Genomic DNA, 23,324 nt, shown 5'->3' with positions numbered 1-23,324 from the left:
TTCTCCTATTTCTACCACCTCGAATCGAGTAGGTAGAATCTCTTTTGATGATCTAATATTTTCTTATTAACTAATAAACCTTTGTAAGGGCGAGTGATGACCCTCTCTCTTCTTTTTGTGTCGTGATCTCGCTTCCATCTTGTGATGGACTTTAGAGACTTCTCTTTATTAATCTCTTTGATCTTAGAAAAGCTACCTGTCCCGTAAAACTCTTCTAGTCCTTTAATCACATCTTGTTCACATTTAGAGTTATTGCATATTTCATAAAGTGCATCTGGTGCTTTAGTAATGCCATGAAGCTCGTCAAACGAAATGGCCTTCGTTTCTTGAATTTGAGATGCATAATACTTGAAAGCTTCTAAATCAAGTGTTGCGATTTCATTAAGTTTTCTAAACTCATTAAGGCTTAGTTTTTTCTGTAGTTTCTTTACTTGAGCTGTGTCGATATCGTATTGCAGATATGTCTCATCTTTTAATTCAAGAATATTAGCGACTTTATCTTTAAGCTCTCTTAGAGAGTGAATCTTAATAATTGGGTATGGGTTAATTAAGGCCCTTTGCAAATAATCTGGAAGAGCGAGAGGAATACGTCCTTTAAAGCCCATCTTCTTATGATATGGATAACCAACTTGCTTTAGAAAATTAACAAGTGCTCCAGCGCAATTATTAGAGAAGAAAGTGTAGTCTCCTAATTCACTACTTTCAGGTAGTTCATATTTAACAGGAAAAACTTCTTCGACAGTTGTCTTAAATGTTGAAGTCAGATTATTTGGAACGGGTGTTAGGGCAAATACCGAACCTGTACCTGAGCGTAGTGGAAGGATTCCATAATTACCTTGGCCATACTTTTCAGTTGAAAACTTATTTAATTCATCAAGGGTATTTTGAAGTACCGATTTTTGAGTTTCTATTCTGTGCTTAGTAACTTGTTCCCACTGAGTTTTAAGTTCTCTAATGATATTACTTCTAATTTCTTCATTAGAAATTATGATGTAGCGATCAAGGTCACGTCTTTGCTTGTTATTGTATTCATCCATAAACATACGAAGACTTTTCACTTGAGGAAAGACAGGATAGCCACCAAAAATTCCCTTAAAGTAATTAAGCTTTAAAGTGTCGACGTTTGCAACGAAGCTTAGAACAACGTCATCTGCCTCTGTTCCTACATTGTCGACAAAACGTAGCATTGTGTGGCCAAAGCCACTTTCAATATTAGACCAAGAGCTTGAGGCAATAACAAGCTCAAGTCCTACGATATTTCCATTTTCATAGCGATCAAATAGTCTTTTGAAGAAGCGAGAATTCTCATTGAGAAGGTCTTGGTAATTTGCTCCCCAATTGATTTGATTGGCCCTCTTTTCGAGTTCTTTCTGCTTACGACGCTCCTCCATACGTTCACGCTGCCTTCTTTCAAAAGGCGATTCGTCTCGTCTGGCCTGAGTTGTCAGTGAGCTAAGAAGTGCCATGAGCACTACTGAAAGTAGAGTAATCTTCTTCATATTTTCTCCATTTAATCTGCTTCAATATAAATTGATTACAGAGGTTTCACAGAGAAATTGAAAAAAAGACGAGCGTGTAAAAACAGTGAACAGTGTCTATATAACTGAATTTACTGTATCGAGATCGAGACCTTGCTCTTTAAATTGTTCTTTGAGATAGAGCTTCTTGGCCTGTAATCCACCTTTTTCAATAAGGCCAAAAATCTCACCCTTAAGCTCAACAAAGGCAAAATCACACGAATTTGATTCTGTTATTGTTAATTTCTTAGGCTTGCTACCGCCAAAAGCTGCACCCATTAAAGAAGAGGCAACAGATAGAGATTCTTGTTGGTTGGCATCGACGATGGCCTGGGCCTTCGTTATGTCATTTGCTGAAATTTCTTGGCTTTGAATACCGTGTTTATTTAAGGTAAAGCCGTAAGGGCAGTGAAGACATGAAGTCTTACAGCAAGAGCCGCGATTTTTTAAGAACTGAGAGGTTTTCACCTCTCGTCCTTGTTCATTTGTATATGTTAGTTTTGCTTTATCCATTATAAACTTTCGAAACGCTCATCAAATTCAATATTGTGGTAAACCTTTAGAACGTCTTCATCACTTTCAAGGCCATCCACCATCTTCATTATAGTTAAATACGTTTCATCATCAACTTCTTTGAATGTTTGTGGAATTTGTTCAAGAGTCGCTTCTTCTGGAGTAATTCCCATCTCTTCTAATTTCTTAGAGATAGAGCCGAATACTTCCATTGGCCCAGTGATTGAAAAGTAGCCATCTTCCACTTCAATATCTTCCGCTCCAGCATCTATCATCTCAAGAGTGAATTCATCTTCATCAAGGTCTGCAACTGGAACCTCAAAAAGCGCCTTTCTAGAAAATACATATTGTAGAGTACCAGTTGTTCCAATTGAGCCGCCGGCCTTCTTGAAGTGAACTCTTACGTTAGCAATTGTACGAGTAGGGTTATTTGTTGAAGCTTCTACAAATACCGCAACACCATTTGGCCCATAACCCTCATAGTTGATTTCTTCATATCCATCATCTTCACCGCCAAGACCTTTCTTGATGGCACGATCAATATTATCTTTTGGAACATTATTTGCCTTACACTTATCAAGAGCAATTTTAAGGATAAAGTTTGAGCCTGGGTCGTCGCCACCTGATTTTACCGCTTTTGTTACTTCAAATAATAGCTTTGTGTAAATCTGACTTTTTGCCTTATCAAGAGCGCCTTTCTTCTTGACGATATTGGCCCATTTTCTTCCCATAGAATCCTCGTTTAATAATAAAGTATTGTTAATAGTAGCTAGTGAGGAACTATTTGTCGAGAATTCTACTTCTTAGCAAGGTATTGCTCTGCGCGCCAAATACCAATAAAGCTTAATCCTGAACTCATGGAACTAACGTGTGGGCCTTCAAGTAGAATTGTTGTCGGTGTTGATTTTACATCAAGAGTTTTTACTGCGTAAGGTGAAGAGATAAAGCGAAACTCGTATGGAGATTGACCGATAAATCTTCTGATTGTTGATTCATTTTCAAATGAGTTGATGGCATAGATCTGATCTGGCGAGAGCTTGCCCTCCAAAACAGATTGATGAAGTCGTTTCATTTCCACTTTACAAGGAGCGCACCATGTCGCCCAAAAGATAGCAAGGCTTCTATCTCTTAAATCCTTACTAGGGAAATCGACTTTTTGATTTGTGCGAAGGTCAACATACTCTTGTGGAGTAAGAGTGCTTCCTTCTTTTTTAAAGTTATTGAGTACAGCAGGTGCCTGCTTGTAAATAATAAACCCAATAAGAAGGATGGAGATGAAATTTGTGGCAATATTCCACTTCTTTTTCATGGCAGTAATTGTACCATGTAAAGGAAGGGGAGTTATTAATAAAATCCTAATATTTTTGACGTCTGTAAGCGCCCAAAACTACAGTATTCATCGACTAAGAAATGGACGCTACTTGAGTAATGTAGTATTTTATAGACATGAATAATGAAGAACTTGAAAAGAAAATAATCGCATTAGAAGAAAAGTTTTGTCACCAAGATCATTTACTTGGCCAACTAAACGAAGTTGTCACGAAACAAGAATTTATCATTGATGAACTTGTCACACATATCAGGAACCTCCTTGCTAATCAAGGAGAGGATTCTGCAGAGCAATTGACACTTGATAATCTTAGGGATTTCAAGCCACCACATTATTAGGTAACTATGATTAAGTTAGAAACTGCATATAAAGGACTACGTGAGTTTAAAAATCTCACAGGTCGTCCACAACAAACTCCTGGTGCACACTTTAGTCGTGTCACACCAGAAAAATCTCCAGCTCCTAAAGAGCTTTGCTGGTCTGGCGATCTTGCTAGGGCCATGGGAATAACTGAAGAACATAAGTCATCTTGGCTTTCTCTGCTAAGTGGCAACCAAGAATCATATAATCCAGCTCCAATTGCGACTCGCTATGGTGGTCATCAATTTGGTCACTGGGCCGGCCAGCTAGGTGATGGCCGTGCCATGACTTTAGGTCTTTATGAAGGACTTGAAGTACAACTAAAAGGAGCAGGTCTGACTCCTTATTCAAGAGGTGCCGATGGTAAGGCAGTTCTTCGCTCATCTTTAAGAGAGTATATTTGTTCGGAGGCCATGTATAATTTGGGTGTTCCAACAACCAGAGCACTATGTCTTGTTGAAACAGGTGAACAAGTCTTACGTGATATGTTCTATGATGGAAATGCTGCTTATGAAAAAGGTGCTATTTGCACAAGAGTTGCTCCTAGCTTTCTTCGCTTTGGGCACTATCAGATCCATGCGGCCAATCACGAATTAGAAGAGTTGACTGAGCTCGTAAACTTTACGATTGATAATTACTTTCCAGGCATGAGCATTGCCCAAATGTTTAAAGAAGTTGTGCGCAGAAGTGCATTTCTTATGAGTGAGTGGATGCGTGTGGGCTTCGTCCACGGTGTCATGAATACTGATAACCTTTCAATGTTAGGACTAACAATTGATTACGGGCCGTATGGTTGGCTTGATCGCTTCGATCCAAATTGGACGCCAAATACGACGGACTTTAGAGAAAGACGCTACCGTTTTATTAATCAAGTAAGTATTGCATATTGGAATCTTGCTCAGCTTAAAGAGGCCCTGCAAGCAGTTTGCCTTGAAAGTTTAGATGAAGCTCTAGATCAATACCCTGAGTATTTTCACAGCTTCTATCAGGAGAGTGTGGCAAAGAAACTAGGACTTAAAACTTGTTCTCGAGAATTTATCGATGAGCTCTTTGATTTAAAATATGAGCTACAGGCCGATATGACTCTTTTCTACCGTACTCTTATGAGTGTGATGGAAGGCAAGGATATTTCTTGGCAAGATGCTTTCTATAAAAGCTTAAGTGATGCAGATCTTACACGAATTAATACTTGGGTCACTAAATGGCAAAGAGAGCAGAAACTTCAAAGAATTGATCCAATGATTGCATTTGGAATTATGAATGAAGTGAATCCTGCTTTTATTCCGCGTAACTATATTGTGCAGATGGTTTTAGATGATTTAGAAAAAGGGGATGAGACATCTCTTAGAAATCTTGAAAAGGCCATTGCTAATCCATATGAGTTAAATGAATTCACAAGACCTTTTCTTGTTAAGGCACCTGATTGGTCCACATCAAGGCCAGGTTGCTCGACATTAAGTTGTTCGAGCTAGTGGGTAACCTTCTTAGTTACAAAACTGAGAAGGTGCACGCATCCAAGTTGGTTCACACTGAGTTAGCCATTCTCCACTATCGTAGTGAGCATAACCAAACCACCACATCACATGATCACCATTTCCTAGTGGAACTTCATCTGGATATACTTCTGGGCTTTGGCCATTAACAGAATAGCACCAACCGTGAGCATTCATTTGTGTATCACTTAAGACTTCCATGGCATCGAGTCCTGTTGGTGTATCAAAGATCGAGTTCATTGCTCTTTGAGTTCCTTTATAAGCAATACCAAAATTATTGAGAAGATCAATCGTAGCACTTCCTACAGTTGAACCTTTTTTAAGCTGCATCTCAGTCTTAAAAAGAGCTCCTCTTTTACAAGGGCCAACAAATTCAAAAGTTGCGGCAAAGCTAAAAGTTGAAATAAGTGCTAAAAGTGCAAATTTGTACATAATCTCTCCTAAGTATAAGGCTTTCTAACACCCTAGGTTTTCATTGCCATGGCACTGTGCGCAAGCATATGATTTTTTACATGACTGATTATGTATGGGGTAGTGAAGAAACCCAATATTTCTTCCAATTGAATCCAGAGGCCATTCTAGACGCTATTGATGCTGTCGGTTTTAAGACAACAGGGCGTTGCCTACCACTAAATAGTATTGAAAACCGTGTTTATGAGATTGAGGTGGATCGCCCAGAAGCAGAGATTAAGTCTCCAAGTGATAATTTCATTGTGGCCAAGTTCTACCGTCCTGGACGCTGGACGAAAGATCAGATCATTGATGAGCATGACTTCATAAAGGATCTAGATGATGCGGAGATTCCTGTAATTGCTCCACTTAAAATTGACGGCACAACTATCTTTGAAATGCCGAACCACAAAATTTTCTATTGTCTCTATGAAAAGAGAGGGGGACGAAACCCTGAAGAGATGAATATCGAGCAGCTTGAAATTATGGGCCGCTCACTTGCTCGTATTCACAGTGTTGGTGCCTTAAAAAGTGCTGACCACAGAATTAAGCTTACTCCTGAGACTTATGGAGTCGCTAACTTAAAGTTCTTAGCTTCAACAAATTATATTCCAACTGATATTCGCGAGCACTTCATTACAATTTGCGAACAAATCATTGCTGAATCAAAACCACTTTTTGAAAATGTAAGTTATCAAAGAGTTCACGGAGACTTTCATAAGGGTAATATCATCCTTCGAGGGGATGACTCATTCTTTGTTGATTTTGACGATATGGTAATGGGCCCAGTGGTTCAAGACGTTTGGCCTATTTGCCCTGGGGATGACCAACAGTCTGTCATTGATCGCAATATCTTTCTAGAAGCCTACGATAGCATTCGCTCATTTCCATACGAGCAACTAAAGCTCATTCCTTCTCTTCGTGCATTAAGGCTAATTCACTTTAGTGCCTGGATAGCAAAGCGCTGGGATGACCCTTCATTCAAGTATACTTTTGGCTATTTTGAATCGCCAAATTACTGGTATGGGCAGATGAATGATTTAAGGGCCTTACTATCTAAGATAATAGAAGTTAAGAATCCTTACCAGTACTAGACGTATCTTAAAAGTTGCGAGAAAATTTACCTCTGACATAAAAAATTAATAAGTAATTTAGCGAGGTAATGAATATGGATATTCGTTTAAAGACTTTCGAAGAATATGAAGCTGCCTATGAGCAGGCCAAAAATAATCCAACAGAATACTGGGGATCTATTGCAGAAAATTTTAAATTTTCTAAGAAGTGGGATGAAGTAACTCTAGGTAATTTTAAAGACGGAGATATCCGTTGGTTCCATGGAGCAAAATTAAATATCACAGAAAATTGTCTTGATCGCCATCTTGCAACTAAGGGTGATAAGAAAGCGATGGTCTTTGTGGCCAACGATCCGAATGAGGCCAATCAAGAATTTACATATAAAGAACTTCACGCTCAAGTTTGTAAAACAGCAAATATGCTAGAAGAGCTTGGCGTAAAAAAAGGGGATCGCGTTTGTATTTATATGTCGATGGTTCCAGAGCTTATGTTTACTGTTCTAGCTTGCGCAAGAATTGGTGCCATCCACTCAGTTGTCTTCGGTGGATTTTCTGCACAAGCACTTGCTGGAAGAGTTGAAGATGCTCAGTGTAGTGTTCTTGTCACTAACGATGGGGGACTTCGCGGAACGAAAGTGACAGAGCTTAAGCCAATTGTTGATGAGGCCCTAGAAGATAGTGCATGTAAGAGTGTAAAAACTGTTATCGTTCATAAGCGCGCTGGAAATGAAGTGGCCATGAAAGAGGGACGCGATATTTGGTGGCATGATGTTTTTGATAAAGCATCAGACAAACACGAGGCACCTCAGCATGATGCCGAAGATCCATTATTCATTCTTTATACTTCTGGTTCAACAGGAACACCTAAGGGAGTTCTTCATACTCAAGCTGGGTATATGGTTTGGGCAGCATATACTTTTGCAAACGTTTTCCAAGTTGACCCAGGAGAGTCGAGTAAAGATATGTATTGGTGTACGGCCGATATTGGTTGGATCACTGGTCACACTTATATTACTTATGGGCCACTTCTAAACGGCGCCACAACAATGATGTTTGAAGGTGTTCCAACATATCCAGATGCGGGACGTTTTTGGGACATTGTTGAAAAGAATAAGGTAACACATTTCTATACAGCACCAACTGCGGTTCGTGCCCTTATGGCCGCGGGAGATGATGTACCTGCTAAGTATGATCTTTCAACTCTTAAGGTTCTAGGTTCAGTTGGTGAGCCAATTAATGCGGAAGCTTGGCATTGGTATAATGAATTTATTGGAAAGAAGAAATGCCCAATTGTTGATACTTGGTGGCAGACTGAAACTGGTGGGATTTTAATCTCTCCACTTGCAGGGCTTACGAAAACAAAACCATGTAAGGCAACTCTTCCTCTTCCAGGAATCGTTCCAGTGTTAGTTGATGATAATGGGCATGAAATTGGTGAAACAATGGCCGAAGGAAAGCTTTGTATTAAGTACCCGTGGCCAGGAATGCTACGTACGGTTTACAAGAATCATGAGCGTTTTATGAATGCTTATCTCAGAACGTACAAAGGCTATTACTTTTCAGGTGATGGCGCAAAACGTGATGTTGAAGGATATTTTAGAATCACTGGACGTGTTGACGATGTTATCAATGTTTCGGGACACCGCTTTGGAACGGCCGAAATTGAAAATGCTATTGGTAAGAATCATGCCATCGCTGAAAGTGCTGTTGTCGGTTTTCCACATGACGTTAAAGGTGAGGGGATCTACGCATACGTTGTAACTAATCTTACTGACGAGGCCGAGGTAACAAAGCTTATTAACGCAACTGTTGTAAAAGAAATCGGTGCTGTTGCTCGCCCAGATAAAATTCAAATTGTTCCAGGACTTCCAAAAACTCGCTCTGGAAAAATTATGCGTCGTATTCTTAGAAAGATTGCGGCCCATGACTTCAATAACTTTGGCGATACTTCAACACTTCTTGATCCATCAGTGGTTGAAGAAATTAAAAATGGTGTGAAGTAGCACTTAATTTAAGTTAAGTTTTCAATTCTTATATTATGTATGTCTCTCTTATGTGCTAGAAAAGTATAATGAGAGAGACAACTATCAATAGAGATGACATTCAGTTAATGAAGGAGATCTTAAAGAACCATCATGCCTTAAAAAAAGGTAGAATTTGGTTTGACCTTCTTTCTAATGCTCTAATTGGATGGAGTGCTTTCTTTTATACTTGTTTTCACTTTAATATCTTCACATTCATTCTTGCTATCTTCTTTATCTATCGTGGAACCATCTTAGTCCATGAAGTAAGTCATATTGCAAAGAAGGTAAAAGGCTATCGTACAGCCTTTAATATCCTGTTTGGATGGCCTAATGCTTATCCTGTCTATCTTGGAGATGCCCATCTGTTTCACCATGGTAAAAAAACTTATGGCACTGAAAGAGACCCTGAATATAAGTATATTTCTGAGTTTCGATTCCTAACCTTAACAAGGCCGTTCTTAGCTTCAGTTGCTTTACCTATCATTCAAGTCATTCGTTTTGGAATTCTCCCTCTGACATATATCTTTTTAAATACAGAACAAAAGAAATGGGTCTATCAGAATATTTCAACTCTTGCATTTTCGATGGACTATAAAAGGCCAATAAGAAATGAAAAAAAAGATATTGCTCGCATGGTGAGAAATGATCTTATGTGTGTACTTTATAAAGTTGCAATTGGACTATTGATTTTCCTGGAAGTTCTTCCTGTGCAGACGATATGGATTTGGTTTTCAATCGTTGTGATTTCTTCGACGCTGAATATGTATCGAGCACTCTTTAATCATCTCTATACGAACGAGAGTCTTGTTCCGATGACATGGGAGGAGCATTTACTTGATACGGTGACAATTGAGTCTGGATTAAGTTCATTTTTTATCTTTGTTAATGGACTTAATTATCATGCTATTCACCACCTCTTTCCAGAGCTGCCGTATACGAATTTAGCTGCTGCTCATAAAGAGTTAATGGAGAAACTTCCTGCGGATCATATTTATAAAAGTAATACTTATTCTAGTATTTTCCATGTTTTAGTGACTTCTCTCTCAATACAAAGATTTGACAAAGAAATGATTAGGCCATAATTAGGCCAGCGTGTATACTGTTAGAATGAAACGATTTGTAATTCTACTAATTTTAATTTCTTCACTCGTAAGCTGCTCTAAGCCTACTCCTGAACAAACAGTTGAAACTGTTATTAGAGAAACTTTTTCAGCGAATTTTGAAGAAACTTTTAATTACTACGACCCTGGTTTTGGTAGTCAGCAGCAGATCGCAGACTATCGCGGTTTCGTAAATGATGTCGTTGCTTGGGAAAAGAATATCAAGAAGACAAAGAAAGAGGTTCTTTCTGCTATTCAAGGTTTACTGTCTTTCAAAGTGGTTGATGTCAAAGTTGAAGGAAATCGAGCGACAGTAAGAACTGTCATTATTGTTCCAGAGTTTGATAATAAATTTGATATGCAAATTGCCTTATTGAAATTAACTAGGCCACCACTTGTTTCCAATCGTGCGGAAACAAATGCAATTATTTTGAAAAATATCAATGAAGGCCAATATGAGCTTAAGCCAGTTGAAGTTATTTTCAGCTTAATGAAGAAAGATAAGTGGCGCGTAAATGGCGTAACAAATGTTAGAGGACTATGGCGCTTTGAAAATTAAGCAAATACTTCTATTTAGCTGGATCTTCTTTCTTGGAAGTATCGCAAGTGCATCTTCAACTCAAATTGATGTTGAGGATAGTGCAAAAATATTCTTAGACTTTAATCATGAGACTAGCTCTTCTATCGAAAATCGAACAAGGGCGCCAGAGCTCAAGTCTTTGGAAGACTTTCCTGATGATTATTCTCATTTAAAAAATGATGAAAGTGATTTAGTTATTTCTGTCTTTGGTCACTTTTCATTACCTTATATCAATCTCGATTCAAAATTCTATCAAGGAATTCATTCTGGACTCAGTCCACCATTGTCTTAGATCAATTTATAACTTTTTATTTTTTATTTTTTTGATTTAAATCCAATGGAGGATGTATGGAAAACACATCAGTAGATACTTCTGTCGAAGTAAAGAAATACGATTATGAAGGTAAGGTTAAACAACACTATAATAATGATGAAGAGCAGGGAAGTGTCTGGGGATTCTATTTCTGTGTGGGCCTTTTTCTAGCAATCTTTTTTGCGGTAATCATTGTTCAAATGTATTCCCTATAATTACAGTTACTTAAGGGGGGCGTTGCCCCCTTGTTTAAAATCTAATCACCATAATATTTCTTACTCACTTCATATGATTTGAATTTGATTTCTGTTAGATTCAAAAAAAAATTATGAGGTTCACAATGAAAATTACTTTAGTAACATTACTTGCGCTAGTTTCACTTAATTCTTTTTCCGCAAAATTAGAAGGCAATTATGAGAGCTCTAGTGGCTGTACCGTTAGTATTGAATGTGAAGATGGATACTGTCATGCAACTGTTGAAAAAGGAGATAAGTCTCTTGTGCTTGAAGGCGAGCTAGAAACAGATAAGTCAGATGAGTTTAGACTCTATCGTCAGTATACAGGGATTGAGACTCGTTGGTTTCATGATGACGAATTCACAGGCTTTAATGATCTTGTTTTAGAGAAACAAAAGAATGGTAAATTCATGGTTGATTCTCTTGATTCAAAATATAATCTCTTTCCCCATTTCCCAAAGAAAGAGAGAAATATCATCGTTTGTAAAAATCTTGTAAGAGTTCAATAAAAAAGGGCCAGAATCTGGCCCTTCTTTCTTCTAAAATATTACTTCAGTCTCAACTGGATCTGTAATTACAATATCCCCATCATGATCACCGTCATGATTGTCACCATCTGTATGATCATTAGGCTCAGTTGGTTCTACTGTCGGTTCAGTTGGCTCAGCAGGCTCAACAACTTCATATACAGGAGTTCTCTTAATATACTCCGGTCTAAAACCTTGATTTACAGCAATTTGTACTAATTCTTCATATTTTGACTCAGCAATTTCTCTGTCACGAGTCAAAATGAAGAGCGTATTTCTATTTCTATCAGCTACGATAGCTTCAGTATATTCTTCATCGAGGTGGATGATTTGGTAGTCGCCAGCGCCAACACCAAAGTATCCAAGTAGAGGAACAAAGCTAACCTTAAGTTTTGCATTTGAAATCTTATCCACTACTTTTGCATAAGCTTTATCAACTTTTTCTTCACCATTAACTAGCTGACATGAGTTTTTAACTCTAATGCGGTTGTGCTTAAGCTTATACTCTGCTTTTGTTCCCTGACATCTTAGGTTAAAGAAGGCGTCATATGCACCTTGTTGGTACCAAGTACCAAGGTAGCGAGATAGGTCAACATACTCAACTGTTTGGAAGTTGTTTGCAGGAAGCTCTTCAGAAGGAAGTAATACTTCATTGATTTCATGAACAATGATATTTCTATCGTGTTTCTTTAATGTTCCAAGACGTAGTGTACTTGAGTTTAGGATAAACTCTTCGCTGTCTTGATCCACAAGAATAACTCTTCCGTGGAATGTCTTAACTTCTTTCTTTTGTCTAAGATCGCTTTTTTCATGGCGGCCATATCCAATGTGATAAAGTAAAAGCTTTCTTAGCTCAAGTGGATTTGCTAGAAGGTACTCAACTGTTTCAGGTGGTAACTTAGCAAATGCTGCATCATTCGGTGCAAAGATAGTGATCGGGTGATCGATTGTTACGATATCATCAAGGCCTGCAATTTTGGCCGCGCTTAAGAAATTTCTAAAACGTTTTGTGTGCTTCATTGCACCGACTGTCTCTGTTGTTGATAATTTTACTTCTTCTCCGCTTTTTCTTTCTGCAAGAGCAGTATTAAAGAAAAATGGTAGTGTTGCCAAAAAGATTAATACTTTTTTCATGAATCCTCCCATAAGTTATGGATGGAAATGTAGCTTTTTATTAACAATTTAGAAGTTTAAGTTTGGTTAAGAAAGGTTATGAGAGAGTTAAGAAAAAAGGGCCAATGACTTGGCCCCTATGAAACTTATACGTTTGCTTTGATAAGTTGTACTTTGAAAATAAGAGTTGAGTGTGGAGGAATCTTTGCTCCTGCACCGTGCTCACCGTAAGCAAGCTCAGATGGGATTGTTAGTTCCCAAGAGTCTCCCTCTTTCATCAGTTGAAGAGCTTCTGTCCAACCCTTAATTACACCACCAACAGGGAATTGAATTGTTTGTCCTCTTTGGTATGAAGAATCAAAAACAGTTCCATCAATTAGTTTACCTTCGTAGTGAACTTCTACAGTAGACTCTGCAGTTGGAGTTGCTCCTGAACCTGCTTCTAGAACTTTATATTGTAGACCTGAAGCTGTTGTTGATACACCTTCGGCTGCTTTATTAGTTTCAAGGTATGCACGACCTTCTTCAGCTAGCTTGTTCGCTGCTTCAGCAAGTTGTCTTGCCATGTGCTCTTGGAACTCAGTCATTGTTTTTTGAGTTTCTTCTGGTGATAGTTGGCTTGCTTCACCTTTCATTGCAGATGCTACAGCATTTGCGAAAATTTCAGCATTGATTTCCATTCCTTGTGCAACAAAATCAGATCCAATTTGGCGACCGATAATGTAGCTTACTTTTTCCATATGAGTTTCCATTAAATACCCTTTGTTTGGTTAAATTCTACTAATAGTGGGCACCTTAGCATTTAATAGAGAACATGTCGAAAAATAGGAGGTATTTAGCGCAATGTTCCGTTTTTCTCGCCACCTGGGTACCAACATTCTGGACGCTCTAGGTCTAAGATTCCGTTAATCATCGTATCAAAACGACATTGGGTACTAGGATAAAATGACGGGGCAGTATTTAGCTCAGTCGCTACATTTGAAGAGTATGTCGCAAAACTTACTTCATCACCATTGCTTTTAAAGAAGGCCTGATCTGCTTCCATAGCAGTTAGAAGTCTTAGACAAGTAAAGTACTCATGCTTATCTTGTTTTGAGCATAGATCTTTGTAGATTGATTTCTCTTTTACTTCACGTAATTCTGGAAGGTATTTAAAGACGATCGCCAAGCAGTCTTTTGTTGCAAAGTAATCAGATTGACCTTCCATTGAAGAGTGATAGCCCATATTCATTGGATCATCTTTCTTTGGAGCTCCACCGATACCGTGTCCGATCTCGTGACATGCCGTTAGGGCCAGCCCGTCAGGAGTCATTCCAGCAAGTCGACCAAAGCCACCCATTAAGTAAATACGGTGTTCAATTTGATCTTCTTGATTTGTGGCCTGAACATATGAGGCATGGATCATATCAATATCCCACCAATACGAATCAGGTAAACCTGCAATTGGTAAGTTAATTTGTAAAACTTCATTTTGTGACGGGGCAAGTTCACTATAAGCTTGGTAAAGAGCAGTTTTTACTTGCTCATACTCATCCTTGCTAACGGCCGCAAAGACTGATTTTGTTAATGTAAATAAACACGCTAGAAGGATTAATTGTTTCATGACAAGGTTCTACCTAGATTTCAAATTTTGAACAAGATATCGGGTAATTTTTCATTAAGTAGGAGAGTTTATGTATCACGAAGTACTTGATTTTTGGTTTGATGAGCTTACTGAAGAGCAAAAGTGGATGAAAGATGCTCGAATTGATCGCGAGATTGAAGAGCGCTTTGGCAGACTTCATACAAAGGCAGCAAAAGGAGAGTTATTTGAATGGAGGGAGGAGCATCTGGGTCGTTTGGCCGAAATTATTATCCTCGATCAATTTTCTCGTAATATCTATCGTGGTGATGCACGCTCCTTTGCAAGTGATGATATGGCCTTGGTCTTGGCCCAAGAGGCAATCCTCCAAAAAGCCGATGAAGGTTTTACGACTAGAAAGAAACACTTTCTCTACATGCCCTATATGCACAGTGAATCTCTTACCATTCAAAAAGAGGGATTGAGACTATTTGAAAAATTAGATAACGACATGGCCCTTCAATATATGCATCAGCATATGGCCATCATTGAGCGTTTTGGCCGCTATCCACATCGCAATGGAGTTCTTGGTCGAGAGTCAACACCAGAAGAGATTGAATTTTTGAAAATGCCAAATTCTAGTTTCTAAGTTATGATTAAAGAATGAAAGATGCAAAGTTAGTATGGTCTGATGAGGCCGGTGATTTAAGAAAAAAAAATAGTAAAAATAATTCTAATGAAGAAGTTAACGAGTCTGAACTTGTTCTTAAAATTAGAAGGCTTACTTCTGGAAAAGGAAGAGCAATCGTTGAAATAAGTGATCTTCCAGCAAATAAGAAGTGGTGTCAGAAACTTGCGAAAGATTTAAAGAAGTCTCTAGGGGTTGGTGGCGCTTTTAAGAACGACTATATTGAAGTTCACGGTGAAAAGCTTGATCAAGTTAAGGCGCACTTCGATAAAAATAATTTAAAGTGGAAACAGATTGGAGGCTAGACTCCAATATCTGAGCATGTTAGTATTTTACTCATGATGCGAATTCTACTTTCACTATTCACAGTCTTTATGATTTTTGTGAGCTTCACTCATGAGGCCCATGAAATTAAATTGTCTGTAAATAATATGGAGAGTACCAAAGTCGAAAAATCTAAATTGGACCATCCAGATCATTGCGACGATCACGACAGCGGTTCTGATCACTGTCATATTCATTGTACAGGTCTTCACTTCTTGGCCAATCTCGAACATACTGTCGAAATTAAATTACCTCTAATTGAAATAAATATCACACAAACACCAAGATTGGATTTCTTCAAATCCCCATACCTCGACCCGGCAAAGAAGCCACCTTCTTTATCGTAACATTACAAATTTAAAGTTTTAACATTCTTATTTTTAAAGGATTAATGCGATGAATACTAGTCGAAGTAGCATCGTGATTCTCGCTTTGTGCATGGGCATAAATACCTATGGACAGAGTTGTCGTATCACAGATGCCAATGAATTTTTGAAGCAAATTAAATCGAATCATCAAGTGAATCTCTTGGCAAAGGCCAATGAGGAGATGCTTGATGGTGAAATCAATTCGGCCAATCAGGTTTATAACCCTGAGGTTGAAACAGAAATTGTCACGCCTGGAAAAAATGAGATTTCCTCGATGATTAAAGTCACTCAAACTTTTGAGTTAGGGGGCAAGAGGGGATCGCGTAAGACGTGGGCCCAGAGAATGAAAGAGCTTGGTAGCCTTGAATTTAAAGGGGAGAAAGAAAAGGCCGTTTTAGAAAATATTCTAAATATGTATCGCCTTAGACAAGTTCAAGAACTTATACCTGTCTATCAAGAGTCATACGATTCTCTAAAGAAAGTTCTTGATAAGAAGAGCAAGATTAGGAAAGCGCTTTCGCCAAGCCAAGAGGTTGAGTATGAAACACTTTCTTTTGCCATGGATGATTACTATATCAGGCTATCTGAATTACATGCTGAAAAGTCTAAACTCCAAGTTCATCTGAAATTGAATGCGGGAAAGAATTGTGTCGTCACAAAAAGTGCTCTTCCTGAGTTGTTCCAATTTAAGAAGATAAACCTTAAGTCATTAGAGTTAAAAGATAGCACTGACTATAAGAAAGGACTCGCACAACTTGCTGTTGCAAAAGCTGAGTACGATGTCGCCAAGTCTAATGCTTATAGTGATCTCAGAATTGGCCCGATGTATGAATACTCCAAAGTTGATGATGAGAAAGAGCATGCCTTTGGTCTAAGCCTTACTTTTGACTTGCCAGTATTTAATACAAATGATGGAGCAAAGGCCAAGGGGATGGCCGCAGTTAAAAAGGGTGAGTACCAAATTCGCTACGATGAACTTGATCTTCAAATCGATCTTAGGAATTGGATTCAAAAATATCAACGCTATCAATCAGTATATAAGAAAATGGTTTCTCAGGCCGTCTTAGAAAAGAAGCATAAGAGAATAGAAAAGCTCTTTGATCGCGGTGTGATTTCAACATCGCTGATTATTGAGGCCCACAGACAAATGGTGGACTTTTCCATTAGGCGAAACGACTACGAAATGGGAGCAGTCGAAGCTTTATGGAATATCTATTTACTAAGAGGAACAATTCTAGAGGAACAAATATGAAAAATATATTTTTACTAATATTACTGATCGGTTTAGTTGGCTGTGAATCTCATCATGACGAACATAAGCATGAAGAACATTCTGATCATGATAAGCACGATGACCATGAAGAACACGGCGACCACGACGATCATCATGGACACGGGGAAGAGAAAACTGGTGAAGGCAAGGCCATCACGAAAGTTGATGAAAGGCACGGTTTTCAGTTGTCTAATGAAGCGCAGAAGAGACTTGCTATTAAAACAACTACGTACACAAAGGGATTTGTAAATATCCCAGATAGTGCCTACGTTGTGGTTGGTAAAGAGCGTGCGCTTTATCGTAAAAGAGCTGGCTTCTTTAAGTTAATAGACGAGCATGAGCTGACTGGAGCATTTACTAAAGGGGATGAAATTGTTGTTAGCGGAATTGGTCTTCTTCGCGTTTCAGATATCTTCTCAACAGATGAGTCTGAATATGGCCACGCACATTAAGGACGGGGGCAAGAATCATGATGAATAAAATAATTGAATTTAGTGTTCATAACCGTCTCTTTGTTTTTATTGCGACGGCCATTCTAATCATTGGAGGTATCTACTCATTTGATAAATTATCAATTGATGCTGTTCCAGATATCACAAATACCCAGGTGCAGGTTAATACTCCTGTTGAAGGGCTAACTCCTGAAGAAATTGAAAGAATGGTAACGTTTCCAATTGAGTCAGCTTTAACGGGAATGCCTGGTGTTGAGCAAACCCGCTCAGTTTCTAAATACGGAATCTCTCAGGTTACTGTCATCTTTAGTGATGATGTGGATATCTATCGCGCCAGACAACTTACTTCTGAAAAACTTGTTAATATCGATCTTCCTATAGGAATGAAACCAGAGATGGGGCCAATCAGTACGGGCCTTGGAGAGATCTTTCACTACTCCTTAAGTTTTAAGGGAGAGGTAAAAACTGAAGAAGAGGAGATGCTGAAGCTTATGGAGCTTCGCTCAATCCAAGACTGGTTGATCAAGCCAAGACTTCTAACTGTTAAAGGTGTGACAGAAGTTAATACAATTGGTGGTTATGAGAAGCAATATTTCATCCAACCAGATATTAATAAAATGGCCCGATTTGGAATTCACTTTGATGATATTGAAAACGCCATTGAGAGTACGAACCAGAATGTTGGGGGAGGCTATATTCCTCAAACAGGAGAGCAGCTACTTGTTCGCGGTGTTGGTCTTTTAAAGAATATCTCTGATATCGAAAATATTGTTATCAAACGACTTGGTTCTCTTGATATCATCCGTGTAAAGGATGTGGCCGTTGTTAAGTTTGATAAAGAGATTCGCACAGGAGCGGCGACTCATAATGGAAAAGAAGTTGTCATAGGCACGGCCTTCATGCTTCTTGGGGAAAACTCGCGTGCAGTCTCAACTAGGCTTGAAGAGCGTATTAACGAGATTAAAAAGGATCTTCCTTCATGGGTAAATCTCGAAATCGTTTATAATCGTTCGAATATGGTTAATGCTACCTTAAGTACAGTTGAGCATAACTTAATTGTAGGTGCCGGACTTGTGATGGCTTTTCTCATGCTTCTTGTGGGAAATATTAGGGCCGCAATTATTGTTGCTGCTACCATTCCAATATCTCTTTTAATTACTTTCATTCTAATGCGCTGGCAAAATGTTTCAGGAAATTTAATGAGTCTTGGTGCTCTAGATTTTGGGATCATTGTTGACGGTGCCGTTATTGTTATTGAAAATTGTGTCCACCGCTTACAAAAGAGAACAAAGGAAATTGGGCGCGCCTTAACACGCGCTGAAATCAAAGATCTTGTTGTAGAAAGTGCAATAGAAATTCGTTCTGCCGCAGGCTTCGGTGAGATCATTGTCATTACTGTTTTCATCCCTCTATTTGCCCTAACTGGAGTTGAAGGGAAGATGTTTGGTCCAATGGCGACAACTTTCATTATGGCCCTTGGTTCGGCCCTCGTTCTATCTTTTACTTTAGTACCAGCATTGGCCGCAACATTCTTAAATTCAAATACTAAAGATCGTGAACCTAAGATCATGCTTCTTGCCAAGCAAGCTTTTGCTCCAATTTTAGAATTGGCCCTTAAGTTTAAAAAGATTGTCCTTGGCTTTGGCGTATCTGCTATTGCTCTGGGGGGAGTTCTTTTTATGGGCCTAGGATCTGAGTTTATTCCTCAATTAGATGAGGGGGACTTTGCGGTTCAGTTTATTCGCCCAGCAAATATCAACATTGAAAATTCCATCCATCTTCAAAGATTAAGTGAAGATGTCATCAAAGAATTTCCACAAGTCAAAACAGTTTTTGGGAGAACTGGAGCAGGTGAGATTAGTACTGACCCTATGGGTGTTAATATTTCGGATTCATATGTCATGCTTAAGCCAGTTGATGAATGGCCAAAAAGTGATCTTATTCAAAATAAGAATGATCTAATGGAGGAAGTGAAGAAGGCCCTCGCTTTAAATATACCAGCTCAAGTGGCAATGTTTTCTCAACCAGTAGAACTACGTTTTAACGAGTTACTTGAAGGAACAAGGGCATCTGTTTCAGCGAAAGTTTTCGGGGAAGATTTAAAAGTCATAGAAGAGATTGCCAATAAGGTTTCTGAAGCCATTGCAAAAACACCTGGAGCAGGTGAGGTTGAAGTTGAATCAAAGGGGCTTTCTCCAATGATTCAATACACGCCAAAGCTTGAGGAGCTCGCAAAGTTAGGCGTTAGTAGCAAACCTGTTCTTGATGTTATCTCAACGGCCATTGGTGGTAGCAAGGTTGGTGATATTTATGATGGTGTTAAGAAGTATCCAATCATGACTCGCTTATCTGCTAATGAGAGATCTGATGTGGAAACCATTTCAAATCTTCCGGTGGGGATTTCTGAAGGGTACACTGTTAAAATAAAAGATGTCGCAGATATTGAACTTTCTGAGACATACTCATCGATTAATCGTGAGAATTCAACTCGAAGATTGGCCATTTTAATTAATCCACAAACTCGTGATATTGAAAACTTTGTTAAGGTAGCAAAAGAGATTGTTGAGAAAGAAGTAACTCTTCCTGAAGGTTATTATATCGAATGGGGTGGAAGTTTTAAGAATCTTATTTCTGCTAAAGAAAGACTAAGTATTCTGGTTCCATTGGCCCTGCTTCTCATTTTAGTGATGCTCTATGCGGCCTTTAAAAACTACGCCCAAGTCTTATTGATTTTTCTATGCGCACCAATGGCACTCATCGGTGGAGTTCTATCACTAAAGATTTTAGGATTACCATTTAGTATTTCTGCTGGTGTTGGATTTATCGCTCTGTGTGGGATTAGTATTCTAAATGGTGTTGTTCTTGTGACTTACTTTAATCGACTCTTAGCAGATGGAAAATCACCAGATGACGTTGTGAGGGAGGGGACAATGGTTAGACTTCGTCCAGTTCTTATGACGGCCTTAACGGATATCTTTGGTTTCCTACCGATGATTTTTTCAACTGGGCTAGGGGCAGAGGTTCAAAAACCGCTAGCGACAGTAGTCGTTGGAGGGATTATTTCAGCAACTCTTCTGACTCTTGTCGTTTTACCTTCATTATATCGATTATTTATTGAGCAAATGAAGACAGAATAAGCTCTAAGGTCTTGAAATTTAAGAATATTCTTAAGTTTCAAGACCATTTTTCCTTGTTTAAAATAGGCGTCTAAATCTAAGACATCCATTGGTAAATTTTCAAATTACTCGATAGATTTGCTGGATGTGCTATTTTATTGCCAATCTTTTAAGAAGGTAGCAGGGAGCCTGAATTGAATAAATTTATTATTGCCACAGCAATCACTTTATTAAGCACTCAAGCATTTGCATCATTATCTGTTAATGATGGATTATCAAGTTGTCGCTTTTCAAATAATGAGGCCGCAATAAATTATGCCCGTGCCTTAGACGGCTCTACTAAGGCGGCAGCTCTTTTAAAGAGAGGAGACCTTGGTCAGGTTGAATCATGTTCGACGGCCATGACAGAAGCTCTTGCAAAGGGTGTAAGTTATAATGAATTAGCTAAGACTGTTAACACAAATTTCAATCACCTTGAAAATGGAATGGAAATTACGATCGAGCTTCGTGGTAAGGACTTCTATGAGGTTAAGGGAGATGCTCTTACTGGAACAAAGTCGACAATTGAAGGTGACTTCGACATGGTTATTAGTGTTGAAGGCTCACGTAATGAAATCTCGCAAGGAGTTCCTACTAAGCAAATACTTAATAAAATGAAATTAAACGTTGTCTCTAAAAAAGCAGTTCAAATTATCTTTGAAGAGCATGAAATTGATATTGTGGTACCAGCAGTGGTTAAGAAGACTTTATTTGGTAAGCTAAAACAAATCTCAATTAGTGCAGAGAACTTAGAAAGAGCAATCGCTCCAGCTCTTACGGCCCAAGGCCTTGATTTAGCAGAGGGCTTCAAATTGAATACGGAAAAAGGGTCTTTCACAATGGACTACTCTGTTTCAGCAATGGATTGTGGAGTCAATCAGCTCGATGAATTCGAGTGTGGCTCATCTTTTATCTTTCAATTATCAGCACAATTTTAATTGGCATAACTAGGGCGAGGCCATGTCGATGGCCTTGCTATCTTACTGATATCTTTAGATCTCTGACATAAATATTTAATAATTGATATAATTACTCCGTTAAGCGTATGGGAGATAATTATGAGGAATTCAGTTATTAAGTTCTTGGTACTTGTTGGCCTTTTGGCGACAGTGTCCCAATCTCATGCAAAAATGATTGTGGAGAAAGAAGAATATTCTGGAGAAGCAATCGTTGAAGACTTCGCTTTAAAGAATTTTTACCGAAGGTTTGTGAATATCACAGATAGTTACAATCAGAGGCGCAAGGATCCAGAGTCTTATGCGCAATCCTTTAAAAATATCAAAGAACAGCATAAGTACTTTCGCTGGTTAAAGAAGAACAAAATTGGTGAACTTCCACCAGCAACTATTAGTAATGGTATAGCTACCATTAGGGTTGGAAATTATAAATTACAATATTCGATTCAAACCCTAGTTAAAAACCAGTTCCTCTTAAATGAGCGTCCTATCGACCTTCAGAAGCTCGACTTTAATAAGGCGTTTAATGAGTTAACGGATAAAGTTAAGGCCACTCGTAGGTTTACTGTCCTTGATTTATTAATTCCGACGGCCCATGCTGATGCCATGAGTGGACTTGAAAATACTCTCTTAGCAACCATGCTCTATGTGAATTCTGACTTCGCAGAAAGAGAGTGGTGTATTTCTTGTGATGATGAAAATGCAGAGGTGACTAAAAAGAATCTAGAGAGACTTTTAACAAGAGTCGATCAAATGCTTAATTCTTGTGAAAACGAAACAGCCAAGATTGAAGATATTTATTCAAACCTTTCATTCTTTGCAGGGGACGATGATCAAGGTGGTTTCCGTTCTCAATCAGCATCAACTTTAAAGAATCACTTTCCTGCTATTGAAGGTGAGCTTAAGGATGTTTCTTGCGAGAAGCTCGTTTACAATGTGTACAAGGATGAAATTAATCCAGCGGATAGAAATCTCTTTGTTGAATACTACCGCTTAACACCAGAAAGAGAAGCCCGCAACCAAAAGGCCGTGGCCAATTATAAGAGAATTGTAAAATCAAAATGTGATCGTATTGCAGCTTTGAATGTATGTATGATCAGTAATTATTATGGAGCGGAGGATATTTATAATGACTCTCGCTCTCCTGGACAAAAGGAATACGATCGCCGTCGTAAGCCGTCAAGAGAGTATCAGATTCGCGGTATTACTCAATAGGCAGCTTAGGAATTATGTGATAGAAAGACGACTATGGAACAATTACAAGAAACATTAGAAGAAATATTAGAAAGAGTAGAATTTAAGAAAATGGATCAATTTGAAGAACTTCTTCATAAATGTATCCACGTCTCTAATGACTCATCAAAAAGTACATATGCAATCTATGAAAATATGGTTTTCAAATTAGATGCATTCTTTAAAGGCTTTGTTAATTTTCAAAACGAATTCGGTAAGGATAAGAAATACATTGCTGCAGTTCATGCACTAAGCGCCATCTGCTATGGCCTAGGAATCGAGCTTGAAGACGAAGAGCTTTTCATCATTTACCATCTAAAAGACCAAGGTAAATTCAGAAAAAGAGAAAAAGATCTTCATGCTGAACTTAAAAATCTTTGGGCCGGCTATCCTTACAAGGAATTTGCCATGGCCGATGTGGACTTCTCTCACTCATTAAAAAACTTAATGCGTGCAAAATTCATCGACTACCGTCGCGGCAACCTTCATATCAATCAATCTTTGATTATACGTTTTAAAGATCGCTATTAAGCACCCGCAAAATTGGCCGCCCTAAGGCGGGCTATTGTTTGCGGTGCTAGGCCCCTTACTCTTCAGCTAGAGATTAGTGTCGAGAGCGAGGGTCCAAGCCCGAGCGGTTCGCCTCAAGGCCACCCGCAAAATTGGCCGCCCTCGTCAGCTTCTC

Annotated in this window: 26 protein-coding genes; 18 read left to right on the top strand and 8 right to left on the bottom strand. The window is 38.6% G+C overall.

What is annotated here, in order from left to right:
- Positions 1-11: 11 nt before the first annotated feature.
- The 4 genes from ACMAYX_RS06730 to ACMAYX_RS06715 form a co-directional block, all read right to left on the bottom strand.
- Complete coding sequence (locus tag ACMAYX_RS06730) at positions 12-1,499, bottom strand: DUF4105 domain-containing protein (protein WP_412470147.1); 1,488 nt, start codon at positions 1,497-1,499, stop codon at positions 12-14.
- Positions 1,500-1,595: 96 nt separating this feature from the next.
- Positions 1,596-2,030: a DUF5522 domain-containing protein gene (locus ACMAYX_RS06725; protein WP_412470146.1), complete on the bottom strand. Its 435-nt coding sequence runs from the start codon at positions 2,028-2,030 to the stop codon at positions 1,596-1,598.
- Positions 2,030-2,761, bottom strand: a complete 732-nt coding sequence (locus ACMAYX_RS06720; RefSeq protein ID WP_103218107.1) for a YebC/PmpR family DNA-binding transcriptional regulator — start codon at positions 2,759-2,761, stop codon at positions 2,030-2,032. Before ACMAYX_RS06720 ends, ACMAYX_RS06725 begins: the two co-directional genes overlap by 1 nt.
- A 65-nt stretch (positions 2,762-2,826) precedes the next feature.
- Positions 2,827-3,339, bottom strand: coding sequence for a TlpA family protein disulfide reductase (locus ACMAYX_RS06715; RefSeq protein ID WP_103218106.1), 513 nt, complete (start codon positions 3,337-3,339; stop codon positions 2,827-2,829).
- 137 nt (positions 3,340-3,476) lie between these two features.
- Here ACMAYX_RS06715 and ACMAYX_RS06710 point away from each other — a divergent pair, with 137 nt between their 5' ends.
- Positions 3,477-3,698 carry a SlyX family protein gene (locus ACMAYX_RS06710; protein ID WP_103218105.1) on the top strand — a complete coding sequence of 74 codons (222 nt, stop codon included), beginning with the start codon at positions 3,477-3,479 and terminating at the stop codon, positions 3,696-3,698.
- A 6-nt stretch (positions 3,699-3,704) separates the two neighbouring features.
- Entirely contained in the window at positions 3,705-5,192 is a 1,488-nt protein-coding gene (locus ACMAYX_RS06705) for a protein adenylyltransferase SelO (protein ID WP_392992558.1), read from the top strand.
- Between the two features lie 12 nt (positions 5,193-5,204).
- Here the strand turns inward: ACMAYX_RS06705 and ACMAYX_RS06700 are convergent, their stop codons facing one another.
- Positions 5,205-5,645 (bottom strand): DUF4430 domain-containing protein, encoded by a 441-nt coding sequence (locus tag ACMAYX_RS06700; protein WP_392992556.1) that lies wholly within the window; start codon positions 5,643-5,645, stop codon positions 5,205-5,207.
- An 80-nt stretch (positions 5,646-5,725) separates the two neighbouring features.
- Between ACMAYX_RS06700 and ACMAYX_RS06695 the strand changes: the two genes are divergently transcribed.
- The 7 genes from ACMAYX_RS06695 to ACMAYX_RS06665 all read left to right on the top strand — a co-directional run bounded on the left by ACMAYX_RS06695 (position 5,726) and on the right by ACMAYX_RS06665 (position 11,498).
- Positions 5,726-6,757, top strand: a complete 1,032-nt coding sequence (locus ACMAYX_RS06695) for a serine/threonine protein kinase (protein ID WP_158246876.1) — start codon at positions 5,726-5,728, stop codon at positions 6,755-6,757.
- 74 nt (positions 6,758-6,831) lie between these two features.
- A complete protein-coding gene (acs, locus tag ACMAYX_RS06690; protein WP_412470144.1) occupies positions 6,832-8,739 on the top strand; it encodes an acetate--CoA ligase in 1,908 nt (635 codons plus the stop codon).
- A gap of 68 nt (positions 8,740-8,807) precedes the next feature.
- A complete protein-coding gene (locus tag ACMAYX_RS06685; protein WP_412471875.1) occupies positions 8,808-9,842 on the top strand; it encodes a fatty acid desaturase family protein in 1,035 nt (344 codons plus the stop codon).
- A 25-nt stretch (positions 9,843-9,867) separates the two neighbouring features.
- On the top strand, positions 9,868-10,419 hold the full coding sequence (locus tag ACMAYX_RS06680) for a hypothetical protein (protein WP_392992550.1): 552 nt from the start codon (positions 9,868-9,870) through the stop codon (positions 10,417-10,419).
- Positions 10,409-10,732 (top strand): hypothetical protein, encoded by a 324-nt coding sequence (locus ACMAYX_RS06675; RefSeq protein ID WP_146037858.1) that lies wholly within the window; start codon positions 10,409-10,411, stop codon positions 10,730-10,732. Before ACMAYX_RS06680 ends, ACMAYX_RS06675 begins: the two co-directional genes overlap by 11 nt.
- Before the next feature lie 56 nt (positions 10,733-10,788).
- Positions 10,789-10,968, top strand: a complete 180-nt coding sequence (locus ACMAYX_RS06670; protein WP_103218097.1) for a hypothetical protein — start codon at positions 10,789-10,791, stop codon at positions 10,966-10,968.
- 125 nt (positions 10,969-11,093) lie between these two features.
- Positions 11,094-11,498, top strand: coding sequence for a hypothetical protein (locus ACMAYX_RS06665; RefSeq protein WP_412471876.1), 405 nt, complete (start codon positions 11,094-11,096; stop codon positions 11,496-11,498).
- 30 nt (positions 11,499-11,528) lie between these two features.
- Here ACMAYX_RS06665 and ACMAYX_RS06660 read toward each other — a convergent pair whose 3' ends face one another.
- The 3 genes from ACMAYX_RS06660 to ACMAYX_RS06650 form a co-directional block, all read right to left on the bottom strand.
- A complete protein-coding gene (locus ACMAYX_RS06660; RefSeq protein WP_158246875.1) occupies positions 11,529-12,650 on the bottom strand; it encodes a lipocalin family protein in 1,122 nt (373 codons plus the stop codon).
- A gap of 125 nt (positions 12,651-12,775) precedes the next feature.
- Positions 12,776-13,381, bottom strand: a complete 606-nt coding sequence (locus ACMAYX_RS06655; protein ID WP_412463190.1) for an FKBP-type peptidyl-prolyl cis-trans isomerase — start codon at positions 13,379-13,381, stop codon at positions 12,776-12,778.
- 83 nt (positions 13,382-13,464) lie between these two features.
- Complete coding sequence (locus ACMAYX_RS06650) at positions 13,465-14,232, bottom strand: hypothetical protein (protein ID WP_412471877.1); 768 nt, start codon at positions 14,230-14,232, stop codon at positions 13,465-13,467.
- A gap of 70 nt (positions 14,233-14,302) precedes the next feature.
- Here ACMAYX_RS06650 and ACMAYX_RS06645 point away from each other — a divergent pair, with 70 nt between their 5' ends.
- From ACMAYX_RS06645 to ACMAYX_RS06605, 9 genes are all read left to right on the top strand, one after another.
- Positions 14,303-14,839 carry a DUF924 family protein gene (locus tag ACMAYX_RS06645; RefSeq protein WP_412470141.1) on the top strand — a complete coding sequence of 179 codons (537 nt, stop codon included), beginning with the start codon at positions 14,303-14,305 and terminating at the stop codon, positions 14,837-14,839.
- 14 nt (positions 14,840-14,853) lie between these two features.
- On the top strand, positions 14,854-15,183 hold the full coding sequence (locus ACMAYX_RS06640) for a hypothetical protein (RefSeq protein ID WP_103218091.1): 330 nt from the start codon (positions 14,854-14,856) through the stop codon (positions 15,181-15,183).
- 33 nt (positions 15,184-15,216) lie between these two features.
- The gene (locus ACMAYX_RS06635) at positions 15,217-15,549 is read left to right on the top strand and encodes a hypothetical protein (protein ID WP_146037857.1); all 333 of its coding nucleotides are present in this window, start codon (positions 15,217-15,219) and stop codon (positions 15,547-15,549) included.
- Between the two features lie 49 nt (positions 15,550-15,598).
- Positions 15,599-16,822, top strand: a complete 1,224-nt coding sequence (locus ACMAYX_RS06630) for a TolC family protein (RefSeq protein WP_412471878.1) — start codon at positions 15,599-15,601, stop codon at positions 16,820-16,822.
- On the top strand, positions 16,819-17,295 hold the full coding sequence (locus tag ACMAYX_RS06625) for a hypothetical protein (RefSeq protein ID WP_412471879.1): 477 nt from the start codon (positions 16,819-16,821) through the stop codon (positions 17,293-17,295). Before ACMAYX_RS06630 ends, ACMAYX_RS06625 begins: the two co-directional genes overlap by 4 nt.
- A gap of 17 nt (positions 17,296-17,312) precedes the next feature.
- Positions 17,313-20,432: an efflux RND transporter permease subunit gene (locus ACMAYX_RS06620; RefSeq protein WP_412472271.1), complete on the top strand. Its 3,120-nt coding sequence runs from the start codon at positions 17,313-17,315 to the stop codon at positions 20,430-20,432.
- 173 nt (positions 20,433-20,605) lie between these two features.
- Entirely contained in the window at positions 20,606-21,388 is a 783-nt protein-coding gene (locus ACMAYX_RS06615) for a hypothetical protein (protein WP_392992538.1), read from the top strand.
- Positions 21,389-21,508: 120 nt separating this feature from the next.
- Positions 21,509-22,621, top strand: coding sequence for a hypothetical protein (locus tag ACMAYX_RS06610; RefSeq protein WP_412471881.1), 1,113 nt, complete (start codon positions 21,509-21,511; stop codon positions 22,619-22,621).
- 33 nt (positions 22,622-22,654) lie between these two features.
- Entirely contained in the window at positions 22,655-23,170 is a 516-nt protein-coding gene (locus tag ACMAYX_RS06605) for a hypothetical protein (protein WP_412463184.1), read from the top strand.
- The last annotated feature ends 154 nt before the right edge of the window (positions 23,171-23,324 follow it).

Origin of the sequence: Halobacteriovorax sp. RT-2-3 (assembly GCF_047085075.1) — a bacterium.
In the GTDB taxonomy this organism is placed as follows: domain Bacteria; phylum Bdellovibrionota; class Bacteriovoracia; order Bacteriovoracales; family Bacteriovoracaceae; genus Halobacteriovorax_A.
This window is presented reverse-complemented; position numbering and strand designations above follow the sequence as displayed.

Bases quoted from the DNA above. Each gene is read 5' to 3' on its own strand.
- ACMAYX_RS06730 (WP_412470147.1), bottom strand. From the start codon at position 1,499: ATGAAGAAGATTACTCTACTTTCAGTAGTGCTCATGGCACTTCTTAGC.
- ACMAYX_RS06725 (WP_412470146.1), bottom strand. From the start codon at position 2,030: ATGGATAAAGCAAAACTAACATATACAAATGAACAAGGACGAGAGGTG.
- ACMAYX_RS06720 (WP_103218107.1), bottom strand. From the start codon at position 2,761: ATGGGAAGAAAATGGGCCAATATCGTCAAGAAGAAAGGCGCTCTTGAT.
- ACMAYX_RS06715 (WP_103218106.1), bottom strand. From the start codon at position 3,339: ATGAAAAAGAAGTGGAATATTGCCACAAATTTCATCTCCATCCTTCTT.
- ACMAYX_RS06710 (WP_103218105.1), top strand. From the start codon at position 3,477: ATGAATAATGAAGAACTTGAAAAGAAAATAATCGCATTAGAAGAAAAG.
- ACMAYX_RS06705 (WP_392992558.1), top strand. From the start codon at position 3,705: ATGATTAAGTTAGAAACTGCATATAAAGGACTACGTGAGTTTAAAAAT.
- ACMAYX_RS06700 (WP_392992556.1), bottom strand. From the start codon at position 5,645: ATGTACAAATTTGCACTTTTAGCACTTATTTCAACTTTTAGCTTTGCC.
- ACMAYX_RS06695 (WP_158246876.1), top strand. From the start codon at position 5,726: ATGACTGATTATGTATGGGGTAGTGAAGAAACCCAATATTTCTTCCAA.
- acs (WP_412470144.1), top strand. From the start codon at position 6,832: ATGGATATTCGTTTAAAGACTTTCGAAGAATATGAAGCTGCCTATGAG.
- ACMAYX_RS06685 (WP_412471875.1), top strand. From the start codon at position 8,808: ATGAGAGAGACAACTATCAATAGAGATGACATTCAGTTAATGAAGGAG.
- ACMAYX_RS06680 (WP_392992550.1), top strand. From the start codon at position 9,868: ATGAAACGATTTGTAATTCTACTAATTTTAATTTCTTCACTCGTAAGC.
- ACMAYX_RS06670 (WP_103218097.1), top strand. From the start codon at position 10,789: ATGGAAAACACATCAGTAGATACTTCTGTCGAAGTAAAGAAATACGAT.
- ACMAYX_RS06665 (WP_412471876.1), top strand. From the start codon at position 11,094: ATGAAAATTACTTTAGTAACATTACTTGCGCTAGTTTCACTTAATTCT.
- ACMAYX_RS06660 (WP_158246875.1), bottom strand. From the start codon at position 12,650: ATGAAAAAAGTATTAATCTTTTTGGCAACACTACCATTTTTCTTTAAT.
- ACMAYX_RS06655 (WP_412463190.1), bottom strand. From the start codon at position 13,381: ATGGAAACTCATATGGAAAAAGTAAGCTACATTATCGGTCGCCAAATT.
- ACMAYX_RS06650 (WP_412471877.1), bottom strand. From the start codon at position 14,232: ATGAAACAATTAATCCTTCTAGCGTGTTTATTTACATTAACAAAATCA.
- ACMAYX_RS06645 (WP_412470141.1), top strand. From the start codon at position 14,303: ATGTATCACGAAGTACTTGATTTTTGGTTTGATGAGCTTACTGAAGAG.
- ACMAYX_RS06640 (WP_103218091.1), top strand. From the start codon at position 14,854: ATGAAAGATGCAAAGTTAGTATGGTCTGATGAGGCCGGTGATTTAAGA.
- ACMAYX_RS06635 (WP_146037857.1), top strand. From the start codon at position 15,217: ATGATGCGAATTCTACTTTCACTATTCACAGTCTTTATGATTTTTGTG.
- ACMAYX_RS06630 (WP_412471878.1), top strand. From the start codon at position 15,599: ATGAATACTAGTCGAAGTAGCATCGTGATTCTCGCTTTGTGCATGGGC.
- ACMAYX_RS06625 (WP_412471879.1), top strand. From the start codon at position 16,819: ATGAAAAATATATTTTTACTAATATTACTGATCGGTTTAGTTGGCTGT.
- ACMAYX_RS06620 (WP_412472271.1), top strand. From the start codon at position 17,313: ATGATGAATAAAATAATTGAATTTAGTGTTCATAACCGTCTCTTTGTT.
- ACMAYX_RS06610 (WP_412471881.1), top strand. From the start codon at position 21,509: ATGAGGAATTCAGTTATTAAGTTCTTGGTACTTGTTGGCCTTTTGGCG.
- ACMAYX_RS06605 (WP_412463184.1), top strand. From the start codon at position 22,655: ATGGAACAATTACAAGAAACATTAGAAGAAATATTAGAAAGAGTAGAA.